The following is a 25,061-nucleotide window of genomic DNA, read 5'->3' on the forward strand; positions in this document are numbered from 1 at the left end:
AGCTAACGTTCTTCAAGATTGGACATATCCGTGCGCCTTCCTCCCAGAGGGCGCGCGGTTGGCTCACGTCGTGATGTAAAGATCGGCGTATTGCTGCCGCAGGACATTCTTCTGGACCTTGCCCATGGTGTTGCGCGGCAAGTCCTCGGCGAAGATGATGCGCTTCGGCTGCTTATAGCGCGCGAGCCGGTCCTGGAGCGCGCCAAGGATCGCCTTTTCATCGAGCGCCGTGTCGGGCTTGCAAACGACGATCGCGGTGACGCCTTCGCCGAAATCGGGATGCGGAACCCCGATGACCGCGCTCTCAGAGACACCCTCGAGTTGGTCGATCTCGCCCTCGACCTCTTTCGGATAGATGTTGTATCCGCCGGAGATCACGAGGTCCTTGCTGCGCCCGACGATGTGGAGATAACCGTCCTCGTCGATCTTGCCGAGGTCGCCGCTGATGAAGAAGCCGTCGGCCGTGAATTCCGCGGCGGTCTTTTCCGGCATGCGCCAATAGCCTTTGAAGACGTTCGGTCCCTTGATCTCGATCATGCCGGTCTCCTCGGGCGCAAGCTCGGCGCCGGTCGCGGGATCGGTGATGCGCACCGTCACGCCGGGGAGGGGCAGGCCGACCGTTCCGGCGATCCGCTCCCCGTCATAGGGATTGGACGTGTTCATGTTGGTTTCGGTCATGCCGTAGCGCTCAAGGATTGCATGTCCGGTACGGTTCTTGAACTCGATATGCGTCTCGGCGAGCAGCGGCGCCGAACCGGAAATGAAGAGGCGCATGTTCGCGACAGCCTGCCGGTCGAAGCGGGGGCTCTGCAGCAGGCGCACGTAAAAGGTCGGCACGCCCATCAGGAGCGTCGCCTGCGGCATCAGCGACATGACCCCGTCAGGGTCGAATTTCGGCAGCAGGAACATCGAGGCGCCGGCAAGCAGCGTGACGTTCGTAGCGACGAACAGCCCATGCGTGTGGAAGAAAGGCAAGGCATGGATTAGCCGATCATCGGCGGTGACGTGCCAGCAGTCGCACAAGGTCACGGCATTCGAGAGCAGGTTGCCGTGCGTGAGCATCGCTCCCTTGGAGCGCCCGGTCGTTCCCGAGGTATATAGGATCGCTGCCAGGTCGTCGGCGGTGCGCGAGGCATCGACGAAGTCGGCCTGTTCGTCTCCTGCGAGATCGAGAAGCGAGCCCGTACCGTCGGCGTTAAGCGTTTCGACGATCGCGCCGTGCGGCTTTGCGATCCTCTCGACGCTCTCGCGGGCGGCCGACGGGACTATGACCAGCCTAGGTTCGGCGTCGCCGATGAAATAGTCGAGCTCGGCGAGCGTATAGGCGGTATTCAGCGGCAGGTAGACGGCGCCCGAGCGAAGGCAGGCAAGGTAGAGGATCAGTGCCTCGGCACTTTTTTCGACCTGCACGGCCACTCGGTCGCCGGGGCGAATGCCGAGCGTATCGATCGCGCTCGCGATGCGGCTCGAAAGGTCCAATGCGTCATCATAGGCCCATATGTGACCGCCATTCATCCGGATGAACGGCGCGTTGTCGCGGGCCGCCGCCCGTATGGCGTCGAAAAGATGGTTGCTCATTCTTGCCTCCTCCAATCCTTCTCGTTTACGACCTGCGCACCCGGCCGCGAAACCCGGCGACGTTAGCTGTCGCGCCGGCTTCGCCGTTCCGGTTCATCAGGTTCTTGACAGGCGGCGATGCAACAACCTCCCCGCGCTGCGCCAACGCCTCGTGATTGGTCACGATGTCCTCGAGCTTGTAGAGGTAGTTGACCATCAGGCCGTGTGCCTGCTGCATGGCCTTGGCCGAGCGATCGCCGAGAAAATTCAGTCTTTCCAGCCGGGCGCCGTTGCCGAGATGGAAGCGGGCGACTGGATCGACCGGGCGGCCGTCGGCGGTCCGTTCGATCAGGAAATAATGCGCCGCGAGCCGCAGCAGGACGCGCTCTACCTCGGCCGCCCTGTTTTCGTCGTCGGCCCACGCGGGGTCATCCAGGAGCGTCAGCGCCTTGCGATCCACATCCGACAGCAGCGGGTCGCTCGCCGAAGCACGCGCCTTGGCGAGCCAGCGCGCAAAGCCCGGAACGGGCGACAGCGTGACGAAATTTTTGAGGCCCGGCAGATCCCTGTGCAGGTCGTCCACGACCTGCTTGATTAGGAAATTGCCGAACGAGATTCCGCGCAGGCCGTCCTGGCAGTTGGAGATCGAATAGAAGACGGCCGTCGTTGCCTCGTCGGCGGCAATTTGCACCCTGCCTTCGTTGAGCACGTCGGCGATGGAGTTCGGCACGGATCGCGTGAGCGCCACCTCGACGAACACAAGCGGCTCGTCGGCCAGCCGAGGATGGAAAAAGGCAAAGCATCGGCGATCAGCCGGCGCAAGACGACGACGCAGTTCATCCCAGCCGGCGATCTCGTGCACGGCCTCGTATTTGATGATCTTTTCCAGGATGTGCGCCGGCGTCGACCAGTCGATCGGGCGCAAAGTCAAGAAACCGCGGTTGAACCAGGAGCCGAACAGATGCGTAAAGTCGGCGTCAAGCGCTTGAAACCCAGTCGTTTGCTCTTTCGAGGCAAGAAGCTGCTGACGTATCCGGACGAGCTTTGCCGTACCGCTCGGCGCGTGATTCAATCGGCGCAGTAGCTCCTGCCGCCGCGGTTCTGCCGCCTGGTGGAGAGCAATGATTGAAGTTGAGCTCTTGTCGGTGCGGTAGTTTTCAATCGCCCGGTCGAGCTTCGCCGTGTCGGGTCCGAATTTGTCGGAGAGCACGTGAAAGAAGTGCTGCACCCTTTCTGCGTCGAGTGCGCTCCAGCGATCGAGTATCTCGGCGGCAATGGCCATGCCCGAAGCTTCGCCGCGGCTCGACAGCAGCATTTCGCAGAGGGTTTCGAGATCCGCCTCGGCCGCGACCTCAGAGACACGTGAGCTGGAAAACAAGAGCTTACGTCCGCGATCGGTGATGCTCTGCAGCATATCCGTGAAAAAAGAGGTCTCAGGCATGCCCATTCTCCCCTTCTCAAATCGACTGGTTGCGGCGAGTGCGGCTGCTTCCCATCGCATGGTTTCACCGGTAGTATGTAATCTGACACAACACGTACACGATGTCAAGTATCGTGTATACAAGAATCGTGCTTATGTATAAGGAACTGCAACCAATGTCCGAGAATGTCGGCCGATGGCTCCGGGATGAGATTGAAAATGCAATTCTTTCCAATGAGTTCTCCCCAGGCGAGCGGCTGGACGAAATGGTGCTCGCCAATCGGTTCGGAGTCTCGCGGACGCCGGTGCGCGAGGCGCTGATGCAGCTCAACGCCATCGGCCTGATCGAAATACGGCCCCGCAGAGGGGCCGTCGTCATCGATCCGGGACCGCACCGCGTCTATGAGATGTTCGAAGTGATGGCGGAACTGGAGGGGCTCGCCGGGGCGCTGGCTGCCCGTAGGCTCGACGATGAGGCCCGCGCAGCGATCGCGGCAGCGCACAGGCGCTGCGAGCTTTCAGCCGAGGCGGGCGACAGCGATGCCTACTATTACGACAACGAGGCCTTCCACAAGGCGATCTACGCCGCGAGCCGGAGCGACTTCCTCGAGGAGCAGTGCACCCAATTGCACCGGCGCCTGCGCCCCTACCGGCGGCTGCAACTGCGCGTGCGCAATCGCCTGGCGACGTCCTTCTCGGAGCACTGTGCGATCGTCAACGCGATCTTTGCAGGGGACGGGGAGGACGCGCGGCGCCTGCTCAGGGCGCATGTCGGGATACAGGGCGAGAGGTTCAGCGATCTGGTTGCAAGCATGGCAAGCAGATGACCTCGGATCCGGTGACGTCGCCGAAACCTGCACGGCGGTCGGGGCGGGGCCGTTGGGCAAGAATTTCGTCCCGGACTATTCTGGCCATCGTCGCGGAACTCGCCAAGCCAGAGCGATGTGTAGCATCCGGGCTTCACGGTTGTGACCAGTGGCAGGTCAAGGGCAATGCGACCTTCTGGACGGCGCCGATTTATCATTGGTGGGACTCGCTATCCGGAGGGGTCGCCGTCCGATTCCTCGCATATCGTGAGGTGAGATAATCCGGTTCGGCAGATGGCCAAGATGGCAACAATGAAGTGTTCGATAAACGGATGATGAGGCGTCTTTCAAACGCCTCATCATCCGCGTGCACGGCGCGCTTGGTCAACGATGGATCGGATCGATCCAGCGGACCTCTTCCGGCTTTTCGACCGGTTCGATATCGAGATTGACGACCACCGGTTCCTGGCCCGACCGGACGAGGACGCATTCCAGCGTTTCGTCGCGGCTGGCGTTGATTTCCTGGTGCGGCACATAGGGTGGCACGTAGATGAAATCACCCGGACCGGCTTCGGCGGTGTATTGGAGGCTTTCGCCCCAGCGCATGCGGGCCTTGCCTTTTACCACATAGATGATGCTTTCGAGATCGCCGTGGTGGTGAGCGCCGGTCTTGGCGTTGGCATGGATCGTCACCGTTCCGGCCCAGATCTTTTCCGCACCGGCGCGCGCCTTGCTGATGGCCGTCGCCCGGTTCATGCCTGGCGTCTGGGCGGTATTCGGATCGAGCGAATTGCCGGGAATGACCTTCACCCCATTGTCGCGCCAATGGTCTTCGGCATGGTGATGATCATCATTGTGGTCATGATCGTGATGGCTGCGGTCGTGGGTCACTTTGTTCTCATTTGCTTGAGGCGTCTCTGGTTCGGATCAGGCGGCGGCGCGCGTGGTAAGCTTGCGGACCGCGTCGATGACCTCTCCGGGTTCGGTGCGGACCAGCCAGTCTGGGCTGACATCGGCAAAGCGCACATGGCCGCTTTCATCGATGACGATCGTCGCCGGCATTGGCAGTCCCCCGTGCCGGTACCCGTCACTTCGCCGATTGGCGCACCACCGGCGATCGACGACCGCTTCGAAGGTTCATCGAAAGTGTAGAGGATACCGAAGCGGCGACCAAGGGCATTGTCCTTGTCGCTGGCGATTAAGAAATCGAGCTTGTGACGCTTCTTGATCGCGACCAGCCGTTCCGGCACCTGCGGGCTGATGCCGACCAGCGTTGCGCGGAGCGTCGCCAGTTCCGGAGCGAGATGCAGATTATAATAGGGCAGGGCGATATTGCATGCCGGGCATCCGGCAAAGCGGAAGAAGACGAGAACGAGCGGACCATTCTTCAAAAGCGGATCGCGCGTCAGTTGCTCGCCGCCGACCTCGATAAGATCGAAAGGCTGGCGGACATCCGCGAGGATGACAAGCGACAATCCAGTGAAGCGAATGTCCGATGCCGCCGATCAGGAATACCTTGAGCCGACGAACTCAGATCGGAGTTCGTCGGCGGCCACGAGCCGAACCTGATATCGTTTGCCGCTCGCGAAGCGGCTCCTTCAGGAAACCGATGCCGCGCCGCTGCGCCCTCGGTCAGAGCTTGCCCTTCCAGGGTACGAGGAACGCCTCCAGAAAACGAATGGCGGCCGAGAAGATGAACGCGCAGATCGCGATGATGCCGATACCGACAAAGACGACGTCGGTCGCCAGGAACTGTGAGGCCGCCATGATCATGAAACCGATCCCGCGCGTGGAAGCGATCAATTCAGCTGCAACCAGCGTGCCCCAGCCGACACCGAGCGCAATTCGAACACCGGTGAGGATCTCGGGCAGGGCGGATGGCAGGACGATGTCCAGGAAGAGCTGCAGCCGGTTCGCGCCCAGCGAACGCGCGGCATTGACGCGTTCGATCGGGAGCGAGCGAACTCCGGCCTGTGCCGAGAGGCAGATCGGTGCGAACATCGCCAGCACCAGCAGTGTGATCTTCGACGTCTCGCCGATGCCGAGCCAGATGATCATCAGCGGCAGGTAGGAGAGCGGCGGAAGCGGCCAGTAGAACTCGATTGGCGCGTCGAGAACCCCTTTTGCCCAGCGGTTCAGGCCCATGAGCAATCCGAGCGGAATGCCGGCGGAGATGGCGATGAGGGCTGCGGCTACGATGCGGAACAAACTTGCGGAGACATGCTCGGACAGCGACGCCCCGGCGTAGCCGTCGCGATAGATGACGCCGATCTGCGTCAGCACCTCGTCCGGACGCGGCAGGAACAGGTGTGGAACGACACCGAGTGCGGATACAAACCACCACAGCAGCAGTATGGCCAGCGCGGTGGTAGCGCTGATGGCCGCTGTCGATTTTTCGCCGGCTCCGAAGCTTGCCATTTTCACCAGCTTGATCTGATGGTTCTGTATATGTGCCGCAATCGGCGGGGCCTGAACTATATCGCTCATGCGGCGCTCCTGAGGTCTTCGGTGCTGTGCAGAATGGCGCGTATCTCCTCGCGCAACTCGGCAAATAGCGGCGACGCCTTGATTGATCGGGCGTCGCCGGTTTCGGCGAAACGGCGAACGAAATCGAGATCGAAGCGTGCCACAACGCGTCCTGGTCGAGGTGACATGACCAGGACCTGCGTGCCCAGGAACAAGGCCTCTTCGATCGAGTGCGTGATGAAGAAAGCCTTCTTTGCCGTTTTATCCCAGATGGAAACCAGCAGTTCCTGCATCTGCTCGCGCGTCAGGCTGTCGAGCGCGCCGAATGGCTCGTCCATCAGCAGGATGCCGGGACTTGTTGCCAGAGCCCGCGCGATGCCGACGCGCTGCCGCATGCCGCCCGACAGCTCGTAAGGAAAAGCGCCGGCGAATTCGTCGAGGCTGACGAGCCGGAGCAGTTCCCGAGCGCGCGTTTCGCGCTCCGTCCGCTTTACCCCGGCGAATTTCAAACCGAGCGCGACATTGTCGACGACGGATTTCCAAGGCAGCAGCGCGTCTTTCTGAAAAACGACACCACGATCCGCGCCGGGTCGTTCGACCGCGCGACCATCGAGTGTTATCCGGCCATCCGAAAGCGGAAGGAAACCCGCAATCGCGTTGAGAAGGGTTGATTTGCCGCATCCCGACGCCCCGAGCGCGACGACGAAGCCCCGTTCGGGAATATCGAAAGAAACGCGATCGAGCGCGTGAATGGTCCGCCCGTCGCGGGCTGCGAAGAAAACGCTAGCGTGATCGACTTTAAGCATGTTGCTGCTCGCAAGTTCGACGCCGGCGCAGGGATTGCGCCAGCGTCAGGGAGGATCAGTTGCTGACGCCAGTGAGCGCGTCTGCGGTTACGAAGGCCCCGTAATTCCCCAGCACGTCGGAAACCTTGCCCTGTTCTTTCAGAAACGACGCCGTGTCCTTGAGGATCTTGGCAGCCCCCGCCTTTTCGCCGCCGCCGAGCCAGGCATCCGATGCCTGGACCTCAGGCGTCAACAGGGTGAGGTTCTTCAAGGCCGACGCCTGCTGATCGGGCGTTCCGCCAATGAGTTTCGCAAGCGACTTGGCGTTGTCGCTGTCGGGGCTCCAGGCGGATTTGTCGGACGCGAAGGATGCGTAGTATTTGTTGACGACCGAAGCGAAAGCCTTCAGAAATTCCGGGTTGTCGGCGGCAAACTTCGAGGTCGCGACCCATGCCGAGAATGTTGGCGCACCCTTGTCTGCCACGTCTTTGGAGGTCACGAGGACCTTCCCGTTCTTCTTGAGTTCGGTGAGCGCCGGATCCCAGACGAAGCCGCCATCGATGTCGCCGCGGTTATAGCTCGCGACGATTTCGGGCTGAGGGATTGCGAAGACCTGAACATCCTTTTCGGTCAGGCCCCGCGATTTGATGAGCGCCAGGAGCTGATAGTGGTCCGTGGACACCGGCGCGGCAGCAAGTTTCTTCCCCTTGAGATCATTCAGGCTTTCGATGCCGGAGCCGTTACGGACGACGAGAGCCTCGTCGATGCCTGAGATGGACGCAAGGTAGAAGGCCTTGACCTCGAGCCCGCGTGATGCAGCAGCCGCAAACGGGCTGGAGCCGACATAGCCGACCTGGACATCGCCGGATGCAATCGCCGCAAAGATTTCGGCGCCTGAATTGAACCTGCGGAAGTCGATGTCGTATCCCGTCTCCTTGGCGAATTCGCCATTGGCGATCGCCACGGAAGACGGCAAGGCGTCGGTTTGGTAGGCGACGACGACCGTCTTGTCCGCCGCTTGGGCGACGATCGCCGTTGCAAGAGTGCCGACGCCGACTGCGATCGCGGCAACTAAGTTCCTGAAATTCATCTTGAGCCCCTTTGTTCAGGGCCCGCACGGCCCTTGATCTCACCTCAAAAGCGTAATGGTTCAGAAGGGGCTAGCGGGAGAAATAACAAACTATATTTATAGACAATAGAGATAATTGTTTTCGTCATTGCGCCGGTTGCGCGATCCGCTGGTCCGGCGCGCGGCGTCGGGCTTGAAAGAAGAAATGTCTCAATGACGTTGCGGAGCTTCAGGGAGAATGCGTCGATGTATGATGTTATCGTGGTCGGTTCCGGTTTTTCAGCGATAGCTGTTACCTGCAATCTCATCGAACAGCTTCCCGCCTCGGCGAAGATCGCCGTCATTGGCGATGATCCCGGTTTCGGCCGCGGGACGGCCTACCGGACGGAGCTCTATCTCCATCGCCTCAACGTTCCCGCAGGCCGCATGAGTCTGCTGCCGCATCATCCCGACGACTTTGTCGACTGGCTGAAAAGCCGTGGACGCCGGTTGCAGGCAGGGGATTTTGCTTCGCGGAGCGATTACGGTCTTTATGTCCGCGATACGCTTGCACGGCTGCTTCGAAAGCGGGACGGCCGCTGCCGGGTCGACCTTATCAAGGCCAAGGCGGCGGGATGCGTGGACCGTTACAGCAGCACGCTGGCCTTCCATCTTGGTAATGGCGACGAGATTACCGGGAAGAACGTGGTGCTCTGCCTCGGTGTCGGGAACGCGACCCTTCCGGTCGATCTGGAGGGAGTCCCAGCATCGGCGCGATCGCGGATCATCGAGAACCCGTGGCGGCTCTCGTGGCTGAGGCGCGTCGCACCGTCCGATGCGGTCTGCATCCTCGGCTCCGGCCTGACGATGATCGATCAGGTTCTTGCTCTTCGCGCCCATGGCCACAGTGGCCGGATCGATGTGCTTTCGCGTCGCGGGCTCGCACCGCTCGGACACGCGAGCAAGCCGCAGGTGCCGCTGCCGATCGACGTTCAGATGCTTCCGGATACGATCAGCGGCATATTGAAGATCTTGCGGGCGAAGAGCAGGGCGGCCGCCGACTGGCGAGGCGTGATGGACGGTCTGAGACCCGCGACGCAGGCTCTTTGGCAACGGCTTTCGAGCGAGGAGAGGGCACGTTTCCTGCGGCACGCGCTTCCCTGGTGGAACATTCACCGTCACCGGGTCGCGCCCGACGTGTTCGACAGGTTCGAGAAGTTGGTCACGGAAGGAACCGTTCGTTTCCACGCGGGCTTCTTGAAATCGCTCGGGGCCGAGGAGGGCAGGCTCGCTGCGAGCTACAGGGTCAGAGCGACGCGAACGATCGCCGAGATCAGCGCGGACTGGCTCGTCAACTGCACGGGAATGGAGCGGGCCGGGATCAGTCACTCACCGCTTTTGAAGGAAATGAGCCGGTTTCACTTGATTGCCCCTGATCCTCTCGGTTTGGGCATCGAGGTGAATGCCGCTTCCGAAGTGATAGCACCATCTCGGATTTCACCTGCTCGACTGTTCGCAGTCGGCGCCTTAACGGCGGGACAATTCTGGGAAATCACGGCCGTCCCGGATATCCGGGTACAGGCCAAGGCCGTGGTTGAAGAGATCGCCGCGAACGGCTGACTCCCACGCATGACGATGAGAATGCGGTTGTCTCTTTTCGATTTGGCATTTGAATCTGAGAACACGAGCGGCTCGGGTTCTCAGATTGATTGCTACGTTCCGCGCCAGCTTTGACAGCCCGGTTCACGGCCCGCCAAAGCTTCAAGGAAGTAGATAAGGCTTGGCGGGAGCGCAGGCGGTCCGTATCGGACGGTGGCAAGCGGAGGCGTCGCAGTCCTTGACCGGTTGCAATCGAAAGCCTCGTGCAGAAATCCGATACCTAATCCGCAGCGCTGTTATCGCTCGCGGAAATCGCCAGAACGACAAGCATTCGAATGGTGAGCGTCGAAGACTCGTCGAAACAGTTCGTAATTGAAGGCAGGAAACTGCTGCCGATATCAGTGCGGTTCACGGACTCGTCCAAATCAAGCGTCTCGTCACATAGCAGCGCACCAATTCCAGCGATTTTGATAACACTCGCTGCAATGCGAGGCTCTTCACCCCGAACCGAGACTAGCTGGTCATCATGTAGAAATGCGAAAGAAGCGGAGCGCCCCGGATCGGACGCGAAAGCCAGAAGTTCATTTTCGATCTGTTGTAGGAGACCGGATGTGAGCATAGGCAGGTCATTCCAATGAAGTCAGGGCAATCTGCGACAACTCTACACTACCGCGCTGGCACCGCCACGGTGATCGTGCAACGCTGCTCCTTCCTCGTCATCTCGGCCTCTGAACATGCGTTAGTTCGGCCATTCCTCGGCCGGCCAATCCCGCGATGTATGGATGACTCGCAGGATCACGGCGCTATCGCGGCCGGCCACCTGTCGCAGCTCATAGGCGATGATGTACGGATGCCGGGCAAGGCATTTTTCATAGGTTCCGCTCACCCGCCCCGGCCTCCCGGTCGCGAACTCGCCCAGCTTATTGCCGGCGTCCTCGATCGCGTCAACGACCCGCTCGGCGGCAAGTGGGTTGTCCTCGGCGATATAGCGCAAGATTTCGAGGTTATCCCGATGCGCTTCAATCGACCAGACAACCGGCCTCATCCGTGCGCGGCCTTCCGGCGCTTCGCGTCCGCAATGACCTCGCGCATTTCCGCGACGGCTTGTTCATGGGGGATGACTCTGCCAGCTTCGGCGTCGGCCATGCCGCGTTTGATCCCATCGATGATTTCAAGTTCGCGCTCGACATAGGCGGAAATGGCTTCGGCCGCGAGGAACGATTTGCTGCGGCGGGTGTCCGCCGCGATTCGTTCCAGCTTCGACTTAGTTTCGGGAGAAACCCGAATTGTCATGGTGGTGCTGGCTGTCATCATGAAAACCTTGTGTTGAATTGTGTACAAAGTAACACGATCGGCGATGTAGGACAAGGAAGGTGTGCATCCGTGCAACTGTGCACAACACAATTTGGGCACGACATATCCGCCCGCGTTCCTCGAATGCCCGCTTTGATCGCGGGCGGCGACGCATCACCGCCCAAATTGGCGAACCGGCCGGCATTCCGTGGCCTGTCGGTATTTTTTAGATGGCCTTCGCCAGACTGCGGAACCGGCAATCAGCCCTGTCGAGATACCGCGATCTGCAGGAACGAGCCAACCAAGATTGTTGAAAAGGATATCTCTAGGTCGCGCGGTAGGCGTGGGAAGGGCGGACCGGCAAACCTTGAAAGTCCTTCAATGTCTGAAGTACGATGGACGTCTTGACATGCTGAACGCTGTCATGCGGCAGGAGCACGTCGTTGACGAAGCGCGACAGTCCCGCAAGATCGGGCGTCACGACCTTGAGGTGGTAGTCCATTTCGCCAGTCAGTGCGTAACATTCCAGCACCTCCGGCAGGTCGGCGATCAGCGCGGCGAAACGTTTGGCGTTGTCGCGGTTGTGGGTGGCGAGGGTAACGGCGATGACGACCATGAGGTCGAGCCCCAGCCTGCCGCGATCGAGCACGGCGCGATAACCGTGGATAAAACCCTCCGTCTCGAGCCGCGCCCGCCGGCGCGAGCACTGCGATGGCGAAAGGGCGATCAACTCTGAGAGCTCATTGTTGGTCAGGCGGCCGTCGCTTTGGAGCTCGGCCAGGATTTTGAGGTCGTATCCGTCGATCCGTTCCATTTGTGCGTATTGCTCCGCCTTTATGCATGAAACATGTATTGAATTGCGGAAAGTGCGCGTGAATGCAAGCACCGTGCATGAAAATCGCGTCATAATGCGTCTCATGATCCAGTTTGGAGGAGAGAACGATGGGCCCTTATCCGCACGATGCACCGCCGACAGGCATCACTGCCGACAATCCGGCCGGTACGGACGGTTTCGAATTTGTTGAATTCGCCCATCCAGAGCCGGAGAAGCTGGGTGAGCTTTTCACCCGCATGGGCTACACTTGTGTTGCCAAGCACCGCACGAAAGACGTCACCGTCTGGCGCCAGGGCGGCATCAATTATCTCATCAATGCCGAACCCGGCAGCCATGCCATGCGCTTCGTCGGTGAACACGGTCCCTGTGCGCCCTCCATGGCCTGGCGCGTCACCGATGCCAAGCATGCCTTCGACCATGCCGTGTCGAAGGGTGCAACACCCTATGAAAGCAAGGACAAGACGCTCGACATTCCGGCCATCGTCGGCATCGGCGGTTCGCTGCTTTACTTTGTAGAAACTTACGGCGAGAAGGGCTCGCCCTATGATACCGAATTCGAGTGGCTCGGCGAACGCGACCCGAAGCCGGAAGGCGTCGGCTTTTATTACCTCGATCATCTGACCCACAACGTCTATCGCGGCAATATGGACAAGTGGTGGGATTTCTATCGCGAGCTTTTCGGCTTCCGGCAGATCCACTTCTTCAATATCGACGGGCGCATCACCGGGCTGATGAGCCGGGCGATCACGTCGCCTTGCGGCAAGATCCGAATTCCACTCAACGAGTCCAAGGACGATACAAGCCAGATCGAGGAATATCTCAGAAAGTACAAAGGCGAAGGCATTCAGCACATCGCCGTCGGTACGGAGGAGATTTATGACGCGACGGACAAACTGGCCGGGAACGGGCTGAAATTCATGCCCGGGCCACCCGACACTTATTACGAACTCTCGCACGAGCGCGTGCACGATCATGACGAACCGGTCGAGCGGATGAAGCAGCACGGCATTTTGATCGACGGCGAAGGCGTGGTGGATGGTGGCACGACCCGCATCCTGCTTCAGATCTTCTCAAGAACCGTCATCGGTCCGATCTTCTTCGAATTCATTCAGCGCAAGGGCGACGAAGGCTTCGGTGAAGGAAACTTCCGCGCGCTGTTCGAATCGATCGAGGCCGATCAGATCCGGCGCGGTGTGCTGCGTCCCACGGCTGCAGAATAAACGGACCTGGGCCCTTGCCTGGGTCGTCGAAGGGAAGAAGCGGCGAGTGCAGATCGCCGCTTTTTATTTTGGCGTTTGTCCGAGAGGTCAGATCATGCCGGTGAGGATGCCGACGCCTGCGACAGCCGCAAAGCCGCCGGCAAGACGTGTGGCGATGAAGCTTCGACGTTTGCCTGTGCGGCCGATCGCATAGCCAAGGCCGAGACCGGCGGTGTGAAGAAGCGCAGTTGCAATCATGAAGCCTGCCGCAAAAGCGGCGCCTGCGGCGCTTTCCGGCATTTCAGCACCATGGGCATGGCCATGGAAGATCGCAAGCAGCCCGGCCACCGCCATTGCGACGGCTGCTGGAGCCTTGACGTCGAACGCGACGACCGCGCCGAGAACGACAACCGACAGTGCTATGCCTGTTTCGACGAACGGAATATCGATGCCCGCGATGCCGAACGCTCCGCCCAGAGCCATAGCCAGGACAAAGGTGGCCGGAACGAGCCAGGTTGCGCGGCCGCCGAGCTGATAGGCGAAAATGCCCACCATGACCATAGCGAGGATATGGTCGAGGCCCGATATCGGATGGCTGAAGCCATGGACGAGGCCTGCAGCTTCACCAATTGCGGGATGAGCATAGGCAGTGGCCGGGAGCGCGACTGCGGCCAGCGCCAGAAGCCCGCTTTTATGTGCTGATTTCATTGGTCAATTCCCCACTGAGTTTCAGAATTCCAACTGCGGTAAGCATAGGTAAGGTCGCGGGTGTCATGCTATGGGACAGGCGCTGGAGGCGTCAACAAAAAATATCGAATATGAATATATTTCAATAGTTTACTGATGTGGTCGCAACATGCATCCGCTTACCTGTGAGCATCACTGCCTCAGGGCGCGCGTCGATTCTCTCAGGTTGAGTTCGACGGGCCACAATTCGTGGATATCCGAAACGGGCCGTCCCGCCAGCAATTGCAGCGTCAGGTCGGCACATCTTGCTCCGGCCGCCCGCATCGATGAACGGCTTGCCGAAAGCGAGGGCGCCATGTTTTCCGCCGTCAGGTAGGGAAATACGTCATCATGCGCGATGACCGAAACATCCTCTCCGATCTGCAGGCCGAGAGATCGGGCAGCGCGATAGACGCCGAGTGCCGTCATCATCGATCCGGCCACGAAGGCTGTGGGAGGATTGGTGTTCTCGAGAAAGAAGCGGGCATGTCTAAATCCCAGCTCATCTGTGAATGTATCGTGGGCAATGAGCTGCGCATCATGCTCCAAGCCGCGTTCCTCGAAGGCCTTGCGGAAGCCGATATCGCGGTGGATTGAGTAAGTCAGCCCCTTGCGACCGTTGATCATTGCGATCCTGCGGTGCCCGAGATCAAGCAGATGTTCCGTCGATCGGCGGATTGCGCCCTCGTTGTCGATGTCCAGCCATGCGTGCGGGATGGCGATATCCGATCGCCCATGCACGAAGAAGGGAATTCCGAGCCGGTCCAGAAGCTCGATGCGCGGGTCGTTCGGTTTGGGAGAGTGGACGATGATCGCGTCGACGCGCCGGCTTTCGGCGAGCCGCCTGTAGGTCAGCAGCTCTTCGTTATTATCGCGGTCCGCCATGGGGATCACGAGAATGTCGGTATCCTCCGACGCCAACCTCTCGGCCATGCCGGCCATGAATTCGGCGAAGTGGAATTCGCCGGCGCGCCCCATGATCACTCCGATCGCCCCCACGCGGCCGGTCTTCAGCCGCACCGCATTGACATTTGGCCGGTAACCCAGCCTCAGCGCTTCCTCAACGACGCGCGCGCGCGTCGTTTCGCTCACCTCGGGATAGCCGCTCAACGCCCGGCTTACCGTTGTTGGCGACAGCCCGACTTCTTTTGCGAATTCCTTGAGCTTCATTCGAACACGTTCTGTTGGACCTCGCGGATCAATGGCGGATTGTTGACGGTTCGGCAATCTCGTCTATCACCGCCTGGCACGATTTGAAATCGATTTCAATAATTTGATCCATTTGAACTTGGACCATCGCTCACATTCGAGCGTGCTGTATTCTACATAAATCATTGAAAAACAATGATAAATATAACTTTTGCACATGGTTTGACGCCGCTAGGGAGCCACCCTTGACGGTTGAAAAAAGTTTTGCAATGCTCAGTTTAGCCAAATCGATTTCAATTTTCGTCTGGCAACGGGAGGACTACTATGAAATACCGTTTGATGGCCGCCGTTTCGGCGGTTTCGATGATCTGTACCTTGAATTTGGCGGCGGCAGCCGAGCTTTCCTTCGCGGCGAGTTCGACGGGGAACAACCTCGAGTTCTTCCGCAAGCAGTTTGTCGTCTTCGAGGAGAAGACTGGCCACAAGGTCAATATTGTGAGCATGCCGTCGTCGAGTTCGGAGCAGTTCTCGCAATACCGGCTGTGGCTCGCTGCCGGAAACAAGGATGTCGATGTCTATCAGACTGACGTCATCTGGGCGCCGCAGCTCGCCGATCAGTTCGTGGACCTGAAAGAAGCCGCCAAGGATGTGGCTGGTCAGTTTTTCCCCTCGATCATCGCCTCGCAGACGGTTAATGGGCGCCTCGTGGCGCTGCCTATGTATACCGATGCTCCGGCGCTCTACTATCGCAAGGACCTGCTCGAGAAATATGGCAAGCAGCCGCCGAAGACCTGGAATGAGCTTGCGGAAACCGCCAAGGAGATCCAGGACAAGGAGCGCACGGCCGGTCAGAAGGATATGTGGGGCTTCGTCTTTCAGGGAAACTCCTATGAGGGCCTCACCTGCAATGCACTGGAATGGGTAAAGTCCTCCGGCGGCGGTCAGCTCGTGGAGCCGGACGGCACGATCTCGATCAACAACGAAAAGGCCGCTGCCGCCATCGAACGTGCGAAGGGCTGGGTCGGCACGATCTCGCCTCCGGGCGTGCTTGCCTATCAGGAAGAAGAATCTCGCGGCGTCTGGCAGACCGGAAATGCCGTCTTCATGCGCAACTGGCCGTATGCCTATTCGCTCGGCAACGGCGCAGACAGCGCCGTGAAGGGCAAGTTCGACGTCACGACGCTTCCCGTTGCCACCGCCGGCGACAAGCCGTCGTCGGCACTCGGCGGCTGGAATCTTGCGGTTTCGAAATATTCGGACGAGCAGGAAGCGGCTATTGAGCTCGTGAGGTTCCTGGCGTCGGAGGAGGTTCAGAAGGCGCGCGCCATCGAACTTTCCAACCTGCCGACCCTGACTGCGCTTTACGACGACAAGGATGTCGCTGCCGCGCAGCCTTTCATGCCGGAGTGGAAGCCGATCTTCCAGGACGCCGTGCCGCGTCCTTCGGCAACGGCCAAGGTGAAGTACAACGAGGTGTCCTCAAAGTTCTGGACGGCCGTACACAATACACTGTCCGGCAGCGGGACCGCGGCGGAAAACCTCGAACTCCTCGAGGCCGACCTGACGACCCTGAAGGGCGATAGCTGGTGAGTATGGGAACCGGCGGCCGGAAAGCCGCCGGTTCCGTCTCCAGAAGTCTCAAGCACGGGATAGCCGTTTCATGGGCGAAATCGTAGTTTCACAAGCGGCCAAACCGCCAGCCTCCGCCTTGAGGTCCACAACCGAATTGCGCTCCGAGCGCGTTCGATCGGCCTGGTTGTTTCTGGCACCGACACTGTTCATACTGGCGGTGGTGGCCGGGTGGCCGCTGTTCAGGACGATTTATTTCAGCTTCACGAACGCGTCGCTTACCGATCTTGGCAATGCGCAGTTCATCGGTTTCAGCAACTATCTCTCTTGGGTCACGCTGAAGAGCGGACGCACCATCTATCGCGGGCTGCTTGCCGATCCGGTCTGGTGGAGTGCAGTCTGGAACACTGCCAAATTCACGCTGCTTTCAGTGACGATCGAAACCATGCTTGGCCTTGTCGTTGCGCTCGTTCTCAACGCGCAGTTTGTCGGACGCGGCATCGTGCGCGCTGCGATCCTCATTCCCTGGGCCATACCGACGATCGTTTCGGCAAAGATGTGGGCCTGGATGCTCAACGACCAATTTGGCATCCTGAACGATATCCTCCTCGGATTCGGTCTCATCAGTCAGAAGATCGCCTGGACCGCCAATCCGGAGACGGCGATGATTGCGGTCCTGATCGTCGATGTCTGGAAGACGACACCCTTCATGGCGCTTCTCATTCTCGCCGGACTGCAGATGGTGCCTGCGGATATCTACGAAGCCGCCAGGATCGACGGCGTCAATCCGGTCAAGGTCTTCTGGCGGCTGACGCTGCCCTTGATCCGGCCGGCCATCATGGTCGCGGTGATCTTCCGGATGCTGGATGCGATGCGCATCTTCGATCTGATCTATGTGCTGACGCCCAACAACGCCCAGACCAAGACCATGTCGGTCATGGCGCGCGAGAACCTGTTCGACTTCGACAAGTTCGCCTATGGTGCAACCGCTTCGACAGTCCTCTTCCTCATCATCGCCTCCGTCACCGTGCTCTACATCTGGTTCGGACGCGTCAAGCTCGGCGGGGAGGAACGCTGATGCTGCTCTCGGTCACAAAAAACACGCTCTTCTATCTGCTCGTCGCAGTCATCGTCATCCTCGCGGTCTTTCCGTTCTACTATGCGATCCTCACGAGCCTGAAGACTGGCACGGCGCTTTTCGAGGTCAATTACTGGCCGGTTTCGATTTCATTCGGCAACTATTCGTCGGTGATGAGCCAAGGCGGCTTTGTCCGCAGCCTTGGCAACTCCGTGCTAATCGCCTTGGTCGTGGTTGCCGCGTCGCTGCTGCTTTCCATCACGGCATCCTTCGCCCTGGCGCGCGTGAACTTTCGCGGGCGCGCGCTTTTGATGCTGACGATCCTGTCCGTGTCGATGTTCCCGCAGATTGCGGTTCTCGCAGGCCTCTTCGAGCTCATCCGGTGGATCGGCATCTTCAACACGCCTTTCGCGCTGATCTTTTCGTACATGATCTTCACACTGCCGTTCACCGTCTGGGTACTCACGACCTTCATGCGCGAACTGCCGATCGAGATCGAAGAGGCGGCGATCGTCGACGGCGCCTCGCCCTGGGTTATCATCACCCAGGTCTTCATGCCGCTGATGTGGCCTGCGCTCGTCACCACCGGCTTGCTTGCCTTCATTACCGCCTGGAACGAATTCCTCTTCGCACTAACTTTCACATCATCAAACACACAACGGACCGTGCCGGTCGCCATCGCGCTGCTTTCAGGCGGCAGCCAATTCGAAATTCCTTGGGGCAACATTATGGCGGCTTCGGTCATCGTCACCGTACCGGTTGTTGTCCTCGTCTTGATATTCCAGCGCCGGATCATCTCGGGGCTGACTGCCGGCGGCGTTAAAGGTTGAGGGAGCAGAACATTGGCAGAAATCCGCCTAGACAATATCCGCAAGAGCTTCGGCGCCTTCGAGGTCATCAAGGGTGTGAGCATGGACATCCGCCGCGGCGAATTCATGGTTTTCGTAGGCCCGTCCGGATGCGGCAAGTCCACGCTGCTGCGCCTTATCTCCGGCCTTGAGGACATCACGTCCGGCACGCTTTCCTTCGACGACAAGGTGGTAAACCAGCGTGCGCCGTCGAAGCGAGGCATCGCCATGGTGTTCCAATCCTATGCGCTCTATCCGCATATGACCGTCTTCGACAACATGGCCTTCGGCATGAAGCTATCGGGACGGACGAAGGATGAATGCCGGCAGCGCGTCGAACAGGCAGCCGGCATGCTGCAGCTTTCACCCTATCTCGACCGCCTGCCGCGCCAGCTGTCGGGCGGGCAGCGTCAGCGTGTCGCGATCGGCCGGGCGATCGTTCGCGATCCCAAGGTCTTTCTCTTCGACGAGCCGCTGTCTAACCTCGATGCCGCCCTGCGCGTGGCAACAAGGCTGGAGATCGCCAAGCTCCACCGCAGCATGCACAACACGACGATGATCTATGTGACGCACGATCAGGTAGAGGCCATGACGCTTGCAGACCGGATATGTGTTTTGCGCGACGGCGTCGTTGAGCAGGTTGGCACACCCTTGGAGCTCTATGAGACCCCGAACTCGCTCTTCGTTGCCGGCTTCATCGGCTCGCCGAAGATGAATTTCCTGTCCGACGGACTGGCGCAGCCTTACAATGCCCATACGATCGGCGTGCGCGCCGAGCATGTCCGGATCACGTCGCAGGCGGCCGTGTGGAGCGGGACGGTCATCCATTCGGAAATCCTTGGCTCCGACAGTTTCGTCTATCTGGACATCGGTGCCGACGAGCCGTTTATCGTCCGGGAAACCGGCGTCTCCGGCCACCGGCCGGGTCAAAAGCTCGGCGTTGCGCCGATCACCGATCACATACACCGTTTCGACCAATCCGGCCGCGCGCTTGCAAAGGCATCCGTGCGCGCTGCTTGACCATCCACGAAGGACTGATCTACCTCCCAAGGATCGATCCGCCTCACATCGCAAGGAGTAACGACGTGTCAATTCGCACCATTGTCTGGGGTGAAAACATCCATGAGAACACCAACGACGTCGTCAGGGAAATTTACCCCGACGGCATGCACACCACGATCGCCAGTGCGCTGAACAGTGATCCGGTAATCAAGGCGACGACGGCGACGCTGCAAGAGCCGGAACATGGGCTTACCGAAGCCCGGCTTGCCGAAACCGATGTGCTCACCTGGTGGGGCCACAAGGATCACGGCGCGGTCTCCGACGAGGTCGTCGAGCGCGTCGCCAAGCGCGTTTGGGAAGGCATGGGGCTTCTGGTGCTGCATTCCGGACATTTTTCGAAGATCTTCAAGCGGCTGATGGGCACGCCCTGCGCGCTGAAATGGCGCGAGGCGGGCGAACGCGAGCGCCTGTGGGTCATCAATCTGCGCCATCCGATCGCCGCCGGTCTCGACGAGAATTTCGTTCTTGAGAACGAGGAGATGTATGGTGAGCAGTTCTCGGTTCCCGAGCCGCTGGAAACGGTGTTCATCTCTTGGTTCCAGGGCGGCGAGGTGTTCCGATCCGGCATGACCTGGCGGCGTGGGGCGGGCAACATCTTCTACTTCCGCCCCGGTCACGAGACCTACCCGACCTATCACGATGCCAATGTCCGCAAAGTGCTGATCAACGCTGTCAAATGGGCCTACAACGCGCAGGGAGCCCTCAAGGGCATCACCGATGCGCCGAACGTCCCGGTGGAGAAGGCGCCCGAGCCGATTGTGGAGCGCGGCCCGAAATTGCACCAGGCCGGCGAAGCCGGTTATCGCTGAGGGGACACGGATGAGACTTCTTGTTCTCGGCACAGGCTCGATGGCGCGTAGCCAGATCAGCCATTTCAAACTGAACGAAGGCGTCGAAGTGGTCGGTGCCGTCGATACCGATCCGGCACGCCTTGCCGAATTTGCCGATCATTTCGGCATTGAGAGACGTTTCCTTACGCTAGAGGAGGCGATCGCCTGGGGTGGGTTCGATGCGGCGACGAACGTCACGCCGGACCGTGTCCACCATCCAACGACGATGGCGCTCATTGCCGCGGGCAAGCACGTGTTCTGCGAAAAGCCGCTGGCGGAGAACTATGCGGATGCTCTGGAGATGACCAATGCCGCCGAGGCGGCCGGCGTGATCAATATGGTGAATCTGACCTATCGCAATGTGGCGCCACTGCAGCGCGCCCGCGAGATGGTGCTCGCCGGCGAGCTCGGTACGATCAAGCACGTGGAAGCATCCTATCTACAGAGTTGGCTCGTCTCTCGCGCCTGGGGCGATTGGCGCACGGAATCGCGCTGGCTTTGGCGCCTTTCCACTGGTCACGGTTCGAACGGCGTGCTCGGCGATGTCGGCATCCATATCCTCGATTTTGCCTCCTATGGTGCGGCAACCGACATTGATCACGTCTTTGCACGGCTGAAGACCTTCAATAAGGCGCCGGGCGGTCAGATCGGCGAATATATGCTCGACGCCAACGACAGCTTCACCATGTCGGTGGACTTCGCCAACGGTGCGCTCGGCGTCATTCATGCCAGCCGCTGGGCGACGGGTCATCTGAATGAGCTGAAGCTGCGCATCTACGGCGAGCGCGGTAGCCTGGAGGTCATACACCGGCCGAACGGATCGCAATTGCGCGGCTGCTTCGGCGAGAACGTCGAGACGGCCACCTGGGCGGATATCGATGTTCCGCCGGTGCCGACCAACTACCAGCGTTTTGCCGAAGCGGTCGCGACCGGCAAACAGCTTGACCCGAACTTCCGTCACGCCGCCAACCTGCAGAAGGTCATCGATCTTGCGATCGTCTCGGAAAGGGAGCGTCGCGAGCTCAATCTATTGTCGGCGGACGACGGCATGACACCCGGACCGGAAGGCGCCGGCAACGTGGAGGTGCTGCCGATCGCCGTGTAAGCACCATCGCACTCCGTATTGCCATGCGGCCGGTCGAGGGCCGTATGGCCGGATGTTTGAGCCCTGCCTTGACGAAGCATGAAAGAAGGACGGGCGCAGATGCCAACCCGGCCGCCTGGCCGGCCGCAAGCAGAAGGAGCAAAATAATGAAACTAATCATACTTGGCACGGGTTGGTGGGCGAACACGCACGCCACGAGTTTCTCGGAAATCGCAGATGTGGAGATCGTCGCGGCGGTCGATAGCGATGATGTGCGCCTGCGCGCCTTTGCCGCCCGGCACGATATTCCGCTGACCTTCAATTCACTGGACGATGCGCTTGCCTGGGGCGAGTTCGACGCGGCAACCAATGTCACTCCGGACCGCGTCCACTATGCCACCACCTTGGCCCTGCTTGCCGCCGGCAAGCACGTCTTTTGTGAAAAACCGCTGGCGGAGAATTTCGCCCAGGCCGCGGAGGTGGCCGACGCCGCCGAGAGGTCGAAACAGATAACGATGGTAAATCTCACCTATCGCAACGTCGCGCCGCTGCAGAAGGCCCGGCAGATGGTGCTGAACGGCGACATCGGTCAGGTCCGCCACTTCGAGGCCTCCTATCTGCAAAGCTGGCTCGTTTCGAAGGCGTGGGGCGACTGGGCGACGCAGCCACAATGGCTCTGGCGCCTGTCGAGCAAGCACGGGTCGAACGGCGTTCTCGGTGATGTCGGTATTCACATTCTCGACTTCGTCGTCTACGGGACCGGAAGCGAGATCAAGACCGCCGCTGCGCAACTGAAAACCTTCGAGAAGACGCCCGGCAACAGAATCGGCGAGTACGAACTCGACGCCAACGACAGCTTTGTGATGATGGCCGAACTGCAGAACGGCGCTTTGGGCGTGATCCATGCCAGCCGCTGGGCAACCGGACATCTGAACGAACTGCGGCTGCGGGTTCACGGCGACAAGGGCGCGATCGAAGTCATCGATACGCCGAATGGCCCGACGCTCAGGATTTGCGCCGGCGCGGATGCTGACAATGCGATCTGGCGGCAGGTGCATGTCGAACCCGTTCCGACGAACTTCGAGCGGTTCGCAGAGGCTGTCAGAACCGGCGTCGAGCAGGAGCCATCCTTCCGGCATGCCGCTAATCTGCAGGAGGTCATCGATCACGCGCGCATCTCGGCCGCCAGTCTTCCCGCGCTGATCATCGCCGCTCAAAGCGGGCAATATGGTGGAGGAGGCGCCAAGCGCCACATTTAAGCGGATTTAGAAAGGTGCGGTCGGACGCGGGCAGTAAAATTCCGATCGCGGGCATTCAGGAAGCCGGGCTGGATGGCTTCTGGATCGATCGTGCGCTGAAGGCGAACGGGATAGAAAGCCACGTCGTCGATCAGGCTTCGATAGCAACCTCGAGCAGTCGGCGACGAGCGAAGACGGACAGGTTATGCATAAAATGTGCATAATAATAATAAAAAAGCCCGTGCCTCACGACAGACCCTTGATTGCATAAAAATTATCCAGCAAACCATTGATATAAATGACTTTTCTAACAATGAAGATATTCATGCATAAAAGATGCATGAAATACAGTTCACGGCTGGAGGCTGGCGCGTTCGATAGCGCATTCCGGCTCGTAGGATGACGATATCGAACGCACCCTGCTGCCGCCCGAGCGCGGCAATCTGCTTTTCGCAGTTCCTCGATCTGGATGAGGATCTCGGCCCGCTTTCTCTTCAAGTCGTCCGCAACAAGAACCATACGCGACCACGCCTTAGGATCGCGGCGATCCTAAGGAGTTCAACGGACAGCCTATGTCGCCGACCTGCTAGCAGCCGTGTCCTCCAGGGCCTCCTCCGGAATGTCGTCGAAGGAGGCATAGTTCAGGTTGTAGAGTCGCGAATAGAGCTTGCCGTTCTTCATCAGCTGCCGGTGATTGCCGCTTTCGATGAGCTCGCCGTTCTGCAGAACGATGATGCGGTCAGCCTCGCGGATCGTCGCCAGCCGATGGGCGATGACGAGGCCCGTGCGGTTTTCGAGGAGCTTCACTAGCGCCTTCTGGATCAGCATTTCCGTGTAGCTGTCGATATTGGCGGTCGCCTCATCGAGCACCAGGATCTTCGCGTCGGCGACGAGCGCGCGCGCGAAACTCAGCAACTGCCGCTGGCCGAGCGAGAGGTTGCCGCCGCGCTCGCCGAGAATGCTGTCATAACCTTCCGGCAGGCGCATGATGAAGTCGTGGGCGCCCACCGCCTTGGCGGCTTCGATCACCTGTTCGCGCGTCGCCCTTGTCTTGTGATAGCGAATGTTGTCGAAGACCGTACCGGTGAAAAGGAACGGTTCCTGCAGCACCATGGCGATCTGATCGCCAAGCGAATCCTGCGTCAACGCGCGAACATCGTGCCCCCCGACCAGGACCTGACCGTGCTGCACATCGTAAAACCGGTGGATGAGCGACATGCAGCTCGATTTGCCCGAGCCGGTCGGACCGACGAGAGCCACCGTTTCGCCCGGATTCACCTTGAAGCTCACATGCTTGAGGACGGGATGCTTCGGATTGTAACCGAAGACGACATCGCGGAATTCGACCGAACCATCCATGTCCTTCGAAAGAGCCTTGGCGTTCGGCGCGTCCTTGATATCGACCGGCACGTCGAGGACCTCCGTCAGCCGGCGACCCGACGCCATGGCGCGCTGCATGACGGAATATTGTAGCGTCAGCGAGCGGATCGGGTCGAAGAAGCGCTGGATGTAGAAGAGGAATGCCACAAGCACGCCGACGTCGAGCGCCTGGTTCAGGACGCGCGCGCCGCCAACGACGATAACGAGTGCCATTGCCACGCCGGTCAGGCTATCGACGATCGGCACCATCACCTGGGCATAGCGGGCGGCCGTCAGATGCGTCTTGAGGTTCGCATGGGCTTTGTCGTCAAAGAGCGTGAAATTGACGCTCTGGCGATCCATGCTCTGCACGGCACGAACACCGTGTATCGCCTCGGCGAGTGCGCCAGCCGCCACGGAGTTCGTCTCGTGCGCTGCCATGAAGGATTTGCGTGCCAGCGGCAGCCAGAAGAGACGGACGATGAAGAGGACAGGCAGGACGGAGAGTGTCAGCAGCCCGAGCTTGAAGTCGAGATAGAGCATGACGAAGACGATGCCGAAGAGTAGGGCGATATCGCCGACGGAGAGCACCGACGTCTCGAGAAATTCCTGCATGGAGTTCACGTCGCCCTGAAGGCGTGACATCAGCCGTCCGACCTCTGTCTTGTCCATGAAGGAAAGCGAGACTCTCTGGAGATGCGAGAACATCGCCCTGCGGATGTCGAAAAGCACCTCCTCGGCGACATTGCCGACCAGCGTTTCCTGCGCGTAGCTTGCCGCATAATTGATCAGGATCGCAATCAGAAAGGCGATGATCGAATAGAGGAGGGCGGAGCGATCCCCGCCCGGCTGCATGCCGTGGTCGATCGCGTAACGGATTATAAGGGGGATCAGCAACTGCATCGCCGTGAAGGTGAGCACGGCTGCAACCGACCACAGGACTTGCCGACGGTATGGCGCGACGAAGGTCCAGATGCGCTTGACGATGTTGCCGTCGAAGGCCTTTCCGAACATTTCTTCTTCGATGCGGTGCGAGCCGACGACCGCCCGCGGCGGGCGGCGGCCGTCCTCGCGAACGTCGGAGCGTTCGGTTTCCAGTTCCTCGGCCAT

At 59.9% G+C, this 25,061-nt stretch carries 24 protein-coding genes and 2 pseudogenes; 11 read left to right on the plus strand and 15 right to left on the minus strand.

The window, feature by feature from the left end:
* Positions 1 to 63: 63 nt before the first annotated feature.
* Both N2599_RS22900 and N2599_RS22905 read right to left on the minus strand, forming a co-directional pair.
* Complete coding sequence (locus tag N2599_RS22900) at positions 64 to 1,578, minus strand: malonate--CoA ligase (RefSeq protein WP_027511078.1); 1,515 nt, start codon at positions 1,576 to 1,578, stop codon at positions 64 to 66.
* Positions 1,577 to 2,998, minus strand: a pseudogene (locus N2599_RS22905) (malonyl-CoA decarboxylase); the annotation flags it as partial. The gene N2599_RS22900 and the pseudogene N2599_RS22905, both read right to left, overlap by 2 nt.
* Positions 2,999 to 3,153: 155 nt before the next feature.
* Between N2599_RS22905 and N2599_RS22910 the strand changes: the two are divergent.
* Positions 3,154 to 3,804, plus strand: a complete 651-nt coding sequence (locus tag N2599_RS22910; RefSeq protein ID WP_027511080.1) for a GntR family transcriptional regulator — start codon at positions 3,154 to 3,156, stop codon at positions 3,802 to 3,804.
* Between the two features lie 363 nt (positions 3,805 to 4,167).
* On the opposite strand, the gene N2599_RS22915 is transcribed toward N2599_RS22910, so the two are convergent.
* The 5 genes from N2599_RS22915 to tauA all read right to left on the minus strand — a co-directional run bounded on the left by N2599_RS22915 (position 4,168) and on the right by tauA (position 8,124).
* Positions 4,168 to 4,674 (minus strand): cupin domain-containing protein, encoded by a 507-nt coding sequence (locus tag N2599_RS22915; protein WP_027511081.1) that lies wholly within the window; start codon positions 4,672 to 4,674, stop codon positions 4,168 to 4,170.
* The gene (locus N2599_RS22920; RefSeq protein ID WP_051336630.1) at positions 4,671 to 5,258 is read right to left on the minus strand and encodes a peroxiredoxin-like family protein; all 588 of its coding nucleotides are present in this window, start codon (positions 5,256 to 5,258) and stop codon (positions 4,671 to 4,673) included. Before N2599_RS22920 ends, N2599_RS22915 begins: the two co-directional genes overlap by 4 nt.
* A gap of 157 nt (positions 5,259 to 5,415) precedes the next feature.
* Complete coding sequence (locus N2599_RS22925; RefSeq protein WP_027511082.1) at positions 5,416 to 6,270, minus strand: ABC transporter permease subunit; 855 nt, start codon at positions 6,268 to 6,270, stop codon at positions 5,416 to 5,418.
* Complete coding sequence (locus N2599_RS22930; protein WP_027511083.1) at positions 6,267 to 7,055, minus strand: taurine ABC transporter ATP-binding protein; 789 nt, start codon at positions 7,053 to 7,055, stop codon at positions 6,267 to 6,269. Before N2599_RS22930 ends, N2599_RS22925 begins: the two co-directional genes overlap by 4 nt.
* 55 nt (positions 7,056 to 7,110) lie before the next feature.
* Positions 7,111 to 8,124, minus strand: coding sequence for a taurine ABC transporter substrate-binding protein (gene tauA, locus N2599_RS22935; RefSeq protein WP_027511084.1), 1,014 nt, complete (start codon positions 8,122 to 8,124; stop codon positions 7,111 to 7,113).
* Between the two features lie 225 nt (positions 8,125 to 8,349).
* Here tauA and N2599_RS22940 point away from each other — a divergent pair, with 225 nt between their 5' ends.
* Entirely contained in the window at positions 8,350 to 9,702 is a 1,353-nt protein-coding gene (locus N2599_RS22940) for an FAD/NAD(P)-binding protein (protein ID WP_037142403.1), read from the plus strand.
* Between the two features lie 259 nt (positions 9,703 to 9,961).
* Here N2599_RS22940 and N2599_RS22945 read toward each other — a convergent pair whose 3' ends face one another.
* The 4 genes from N2599_RS22945 to N2599_RS22960 all read right to left on the minus strand — a co-directional run bounded on the left by N2599_RS22945 (position 9,962) and on the right by N2599_RS22960 (position 11,788).
* On the minus strand, positions 9,962 to 10,300 hold the full coding sequence (locus N2599_RS22945) for a serine hydrolase (protein WP_027511086.1): 339 nt from the start codon (positions 10,298 to 10,300) through the stop codon (positions 9,962 to 9,964).
* A 120-nt stretch (positions 10,301 to 10,420) separates the two neighbouring features.
* A complete protein-coding gene (locus N2599_RS22950) occupies positions 10,421 to 10,726 on the minus strand; it encodes a type II toxin-antitoxin system RelE/ParE family toxin (protein WP_027511087.1) in 306 nt (101 codons plus the stop codon).
* Positions 10,723 to 10,992, minus strand: coding sequence for a CopG family ribbon-helix-helix protein (locus N2599_RS22955; RefSeq protein WP_027511088.1), 270 nt, complete (start codon positions 10,990 to 10,992; stop codon positions 10,723 to 10,725). The genes N2599_RS22950 and N2599_RS22955 overlap by 4 nt, the downstream gene beginning before the upstream one ends.
* Positions 10,993 to 11,299: 307 nt before the next feature.
* A complete protein-coding gene (locus N2599_RS22960; protein ID WP_027511089.1) occupies positions 11,300 to 11,788 on the minus strand; it encodes an Lrp/AsnC family transcriptional regulator in 489 nt (162 codons plus the stop codon).
* A 128-nt stretch (positions 11,789 to 11,916) separates the two neighbouring features.
* Here N2599_RS22960 and hppD point away from each other — a divergent pair, with 128 nt between their 5' ends.
* On the plus strand, positions 11,917 to 13,029 hold the full coding sequence (hppD, locus tag N2599_RS22965; RefSeq protein ID WP_027511090.1) for a 4-hydroxyphenylpyruvate dioxygenase: 1,113 nt from the start codon (positions 11,917 to 11,919) through the stop codon (positions 13,027 to 13,029).
* A gap of 87 nt (positions 13,030 to 13,116) precedes the next feature.
* Here hppD and N2599_RS22970 read toward each other — a convergent pair whose 3' ends face one another.
* Complete coding sequence (locus N2599_RS22970; protein ID WP_027511091.1) at positions 13,117 to 13,716, minus strand: HupE/UreJ family protein; 600 nt, start codon at positions 13,714 to 13,716, stop codon at positions 13,117 to 13,119.
* A 171-nt stretch (positions 13,717 to 13,887) separates the two neighbouring features.
* Positions 13,888 to 14,904: a substrate-binding domain-containing protein gene (locus N2599_RS22975; RefSeq protein WP_027511092.1), complete on the minus strand. Its 1,017-nt coding sequence runs from the start codon at positions 14,902 to 14,904 to the stop codon at positions 13,888 to 13,890.
* Positions 14,905 to 15,222: 318 nt separating this feature from the next.
* Between N2599_RS22975 and N2599_RS22980 the strand changes: the two genes are divergently transcribed.
* The 8 genes and pseudogenes from N2599_RS22980 to N2599_RS23015 all read left to right on the plus strand — a co-directional run.
* Complete coding sequence (locus tag N2599_RS22980; RefSeq protein ID WP_375714152.1) at positions 15,223 to 16,473, plus strand: ABC transporter substrate-binding protein; 1,251 nt, start codon at positions 15,223 to 15,225, stop codon at positions 16,471 to 16,473.
* Positions 16,474 to 16,543: 70 nt separating this feature from the next.
* On the plus strand, positions 16,544 to 17,530 hold the full coding sequence (locus tag N2599_RS22985; protein ID WP_027511094.1) for a carbohydrate ABC transporter permease: 987 nt from the start codon (positions 16,544 to 16,546) through the stop codon (positions 17,528 to 17,530).
* The gene (locus tag N2599_RS22990; protein WP_037142405.1) at positions 17,530 to 18,360 is read left to right on the plus strand and encodes a carbohydrate ABC transporter permease; all 831 of its coding nucleotides are present in this window, start codon (positions 17,530 to 17,532) and stop codon (positions 18,358 to 18,360) included. The genes N2599_RS22985 and N2599_RS22990 overlap by 1 nt, the downstream gene beginning before the upstream one ends.
* 12 nt (positions 18,361 to 18,372) lie before the next feature.
* On the plus strand, positions 18,373 to 19,398 hold the full coding sequence (locus N2599_RS22995; RefSeq protein WP_027511096.1) for an ABC transporter ATP-binding protein: 1,026 nt from the start codon (positions 18,373 to 18,375) through the stop codon (positions 19,396 to 19,398).
* A gap of 65 nt (positions 19,399 to 19,463) precedes the next feature.
* Positions 19,464 to 20,249: a ThuA domain-containing protein gene (locus N2599_RS23000; RefSeq protein ID WP_027511097.1), complete on the plus strand. Its 786-nt coding sequence runs from the start codon at positions 19,464 to 19,466 to the stop codon at positions 20,247 to 20,249.
* A gap of 10 nt (positions 20,250 to 20,259) precedes the next feature.
* The gene (locus N2599_RS23005) at positions 20,260 to 21,375 is read left to right on the plus strand and encodes a Gfo/Idh/MocA family protein (protein WP_051336631.1); all 1,116 of its coding nucleotides are present in this window, start codon (positions 20,260 to 20,262) and stop codon (positions 21,373 to 21,375) included.
* A 146-nt stretch (positions 21,376 to 21,521) separates the two neighbouring features.
* Complete coding sequence (locus N2599_RS23010; protein ID WP_084606510.1) at positions 21,522 to 22,613, plus strand: Gfo/Idh/MocA family protein; 1,092 nt, start codon at positions 21,522 to 21,524, stop codon at positions 22,611 to 22,613.
* A gap of 41 nt (positions 22,614 to 22,654) precedes the next feature.
* A pseudogene (locus N2599_RS23015) lies at positions 22,655 to 22,798 on the plus strand (IS110 family transposase); the annotation flags it as partial.
* A 40-nt stretch (positions 22,799 to 22,838) separates the two neighbouring features.
* On the opposite strand, the gene N2599_RS23020 reads toward N2599_RS23015, so the two are convergent.
* Complete coding sequence (locus N2599_RS23020; RefSeq protein WP_027511098.1) at positions 22,839 to 23,111, minus strand: hypothetical protein; 273 nt, start codon at positions 23,109 to 23,111, stop codon at positions 22,839 to 22,841.
* Positions 23,112 to 23,162: 51 nt separating this feature from the next.
* Complete coding sequence (locus N2599_RS23025) at positions 23,163 to 25,061, minus strand: ABC transporter ATP-binding protein (protein WP_027511099.1); 1,899 nt, start codon at positions 25,059 to 25,061, stop codon at positions 23,163 to 23,165.

The organism is Rhizobium sullae (assembly GCF_025200715.1).
In the GTDB taxonomy this organism is placed as follows: domain Bacteria; phylum Pseudomonadota; class Alphaproteobacteria; order Rhizobiales; family Rhizobiaceae; genus Rhizobium; species Rhizobium sullae.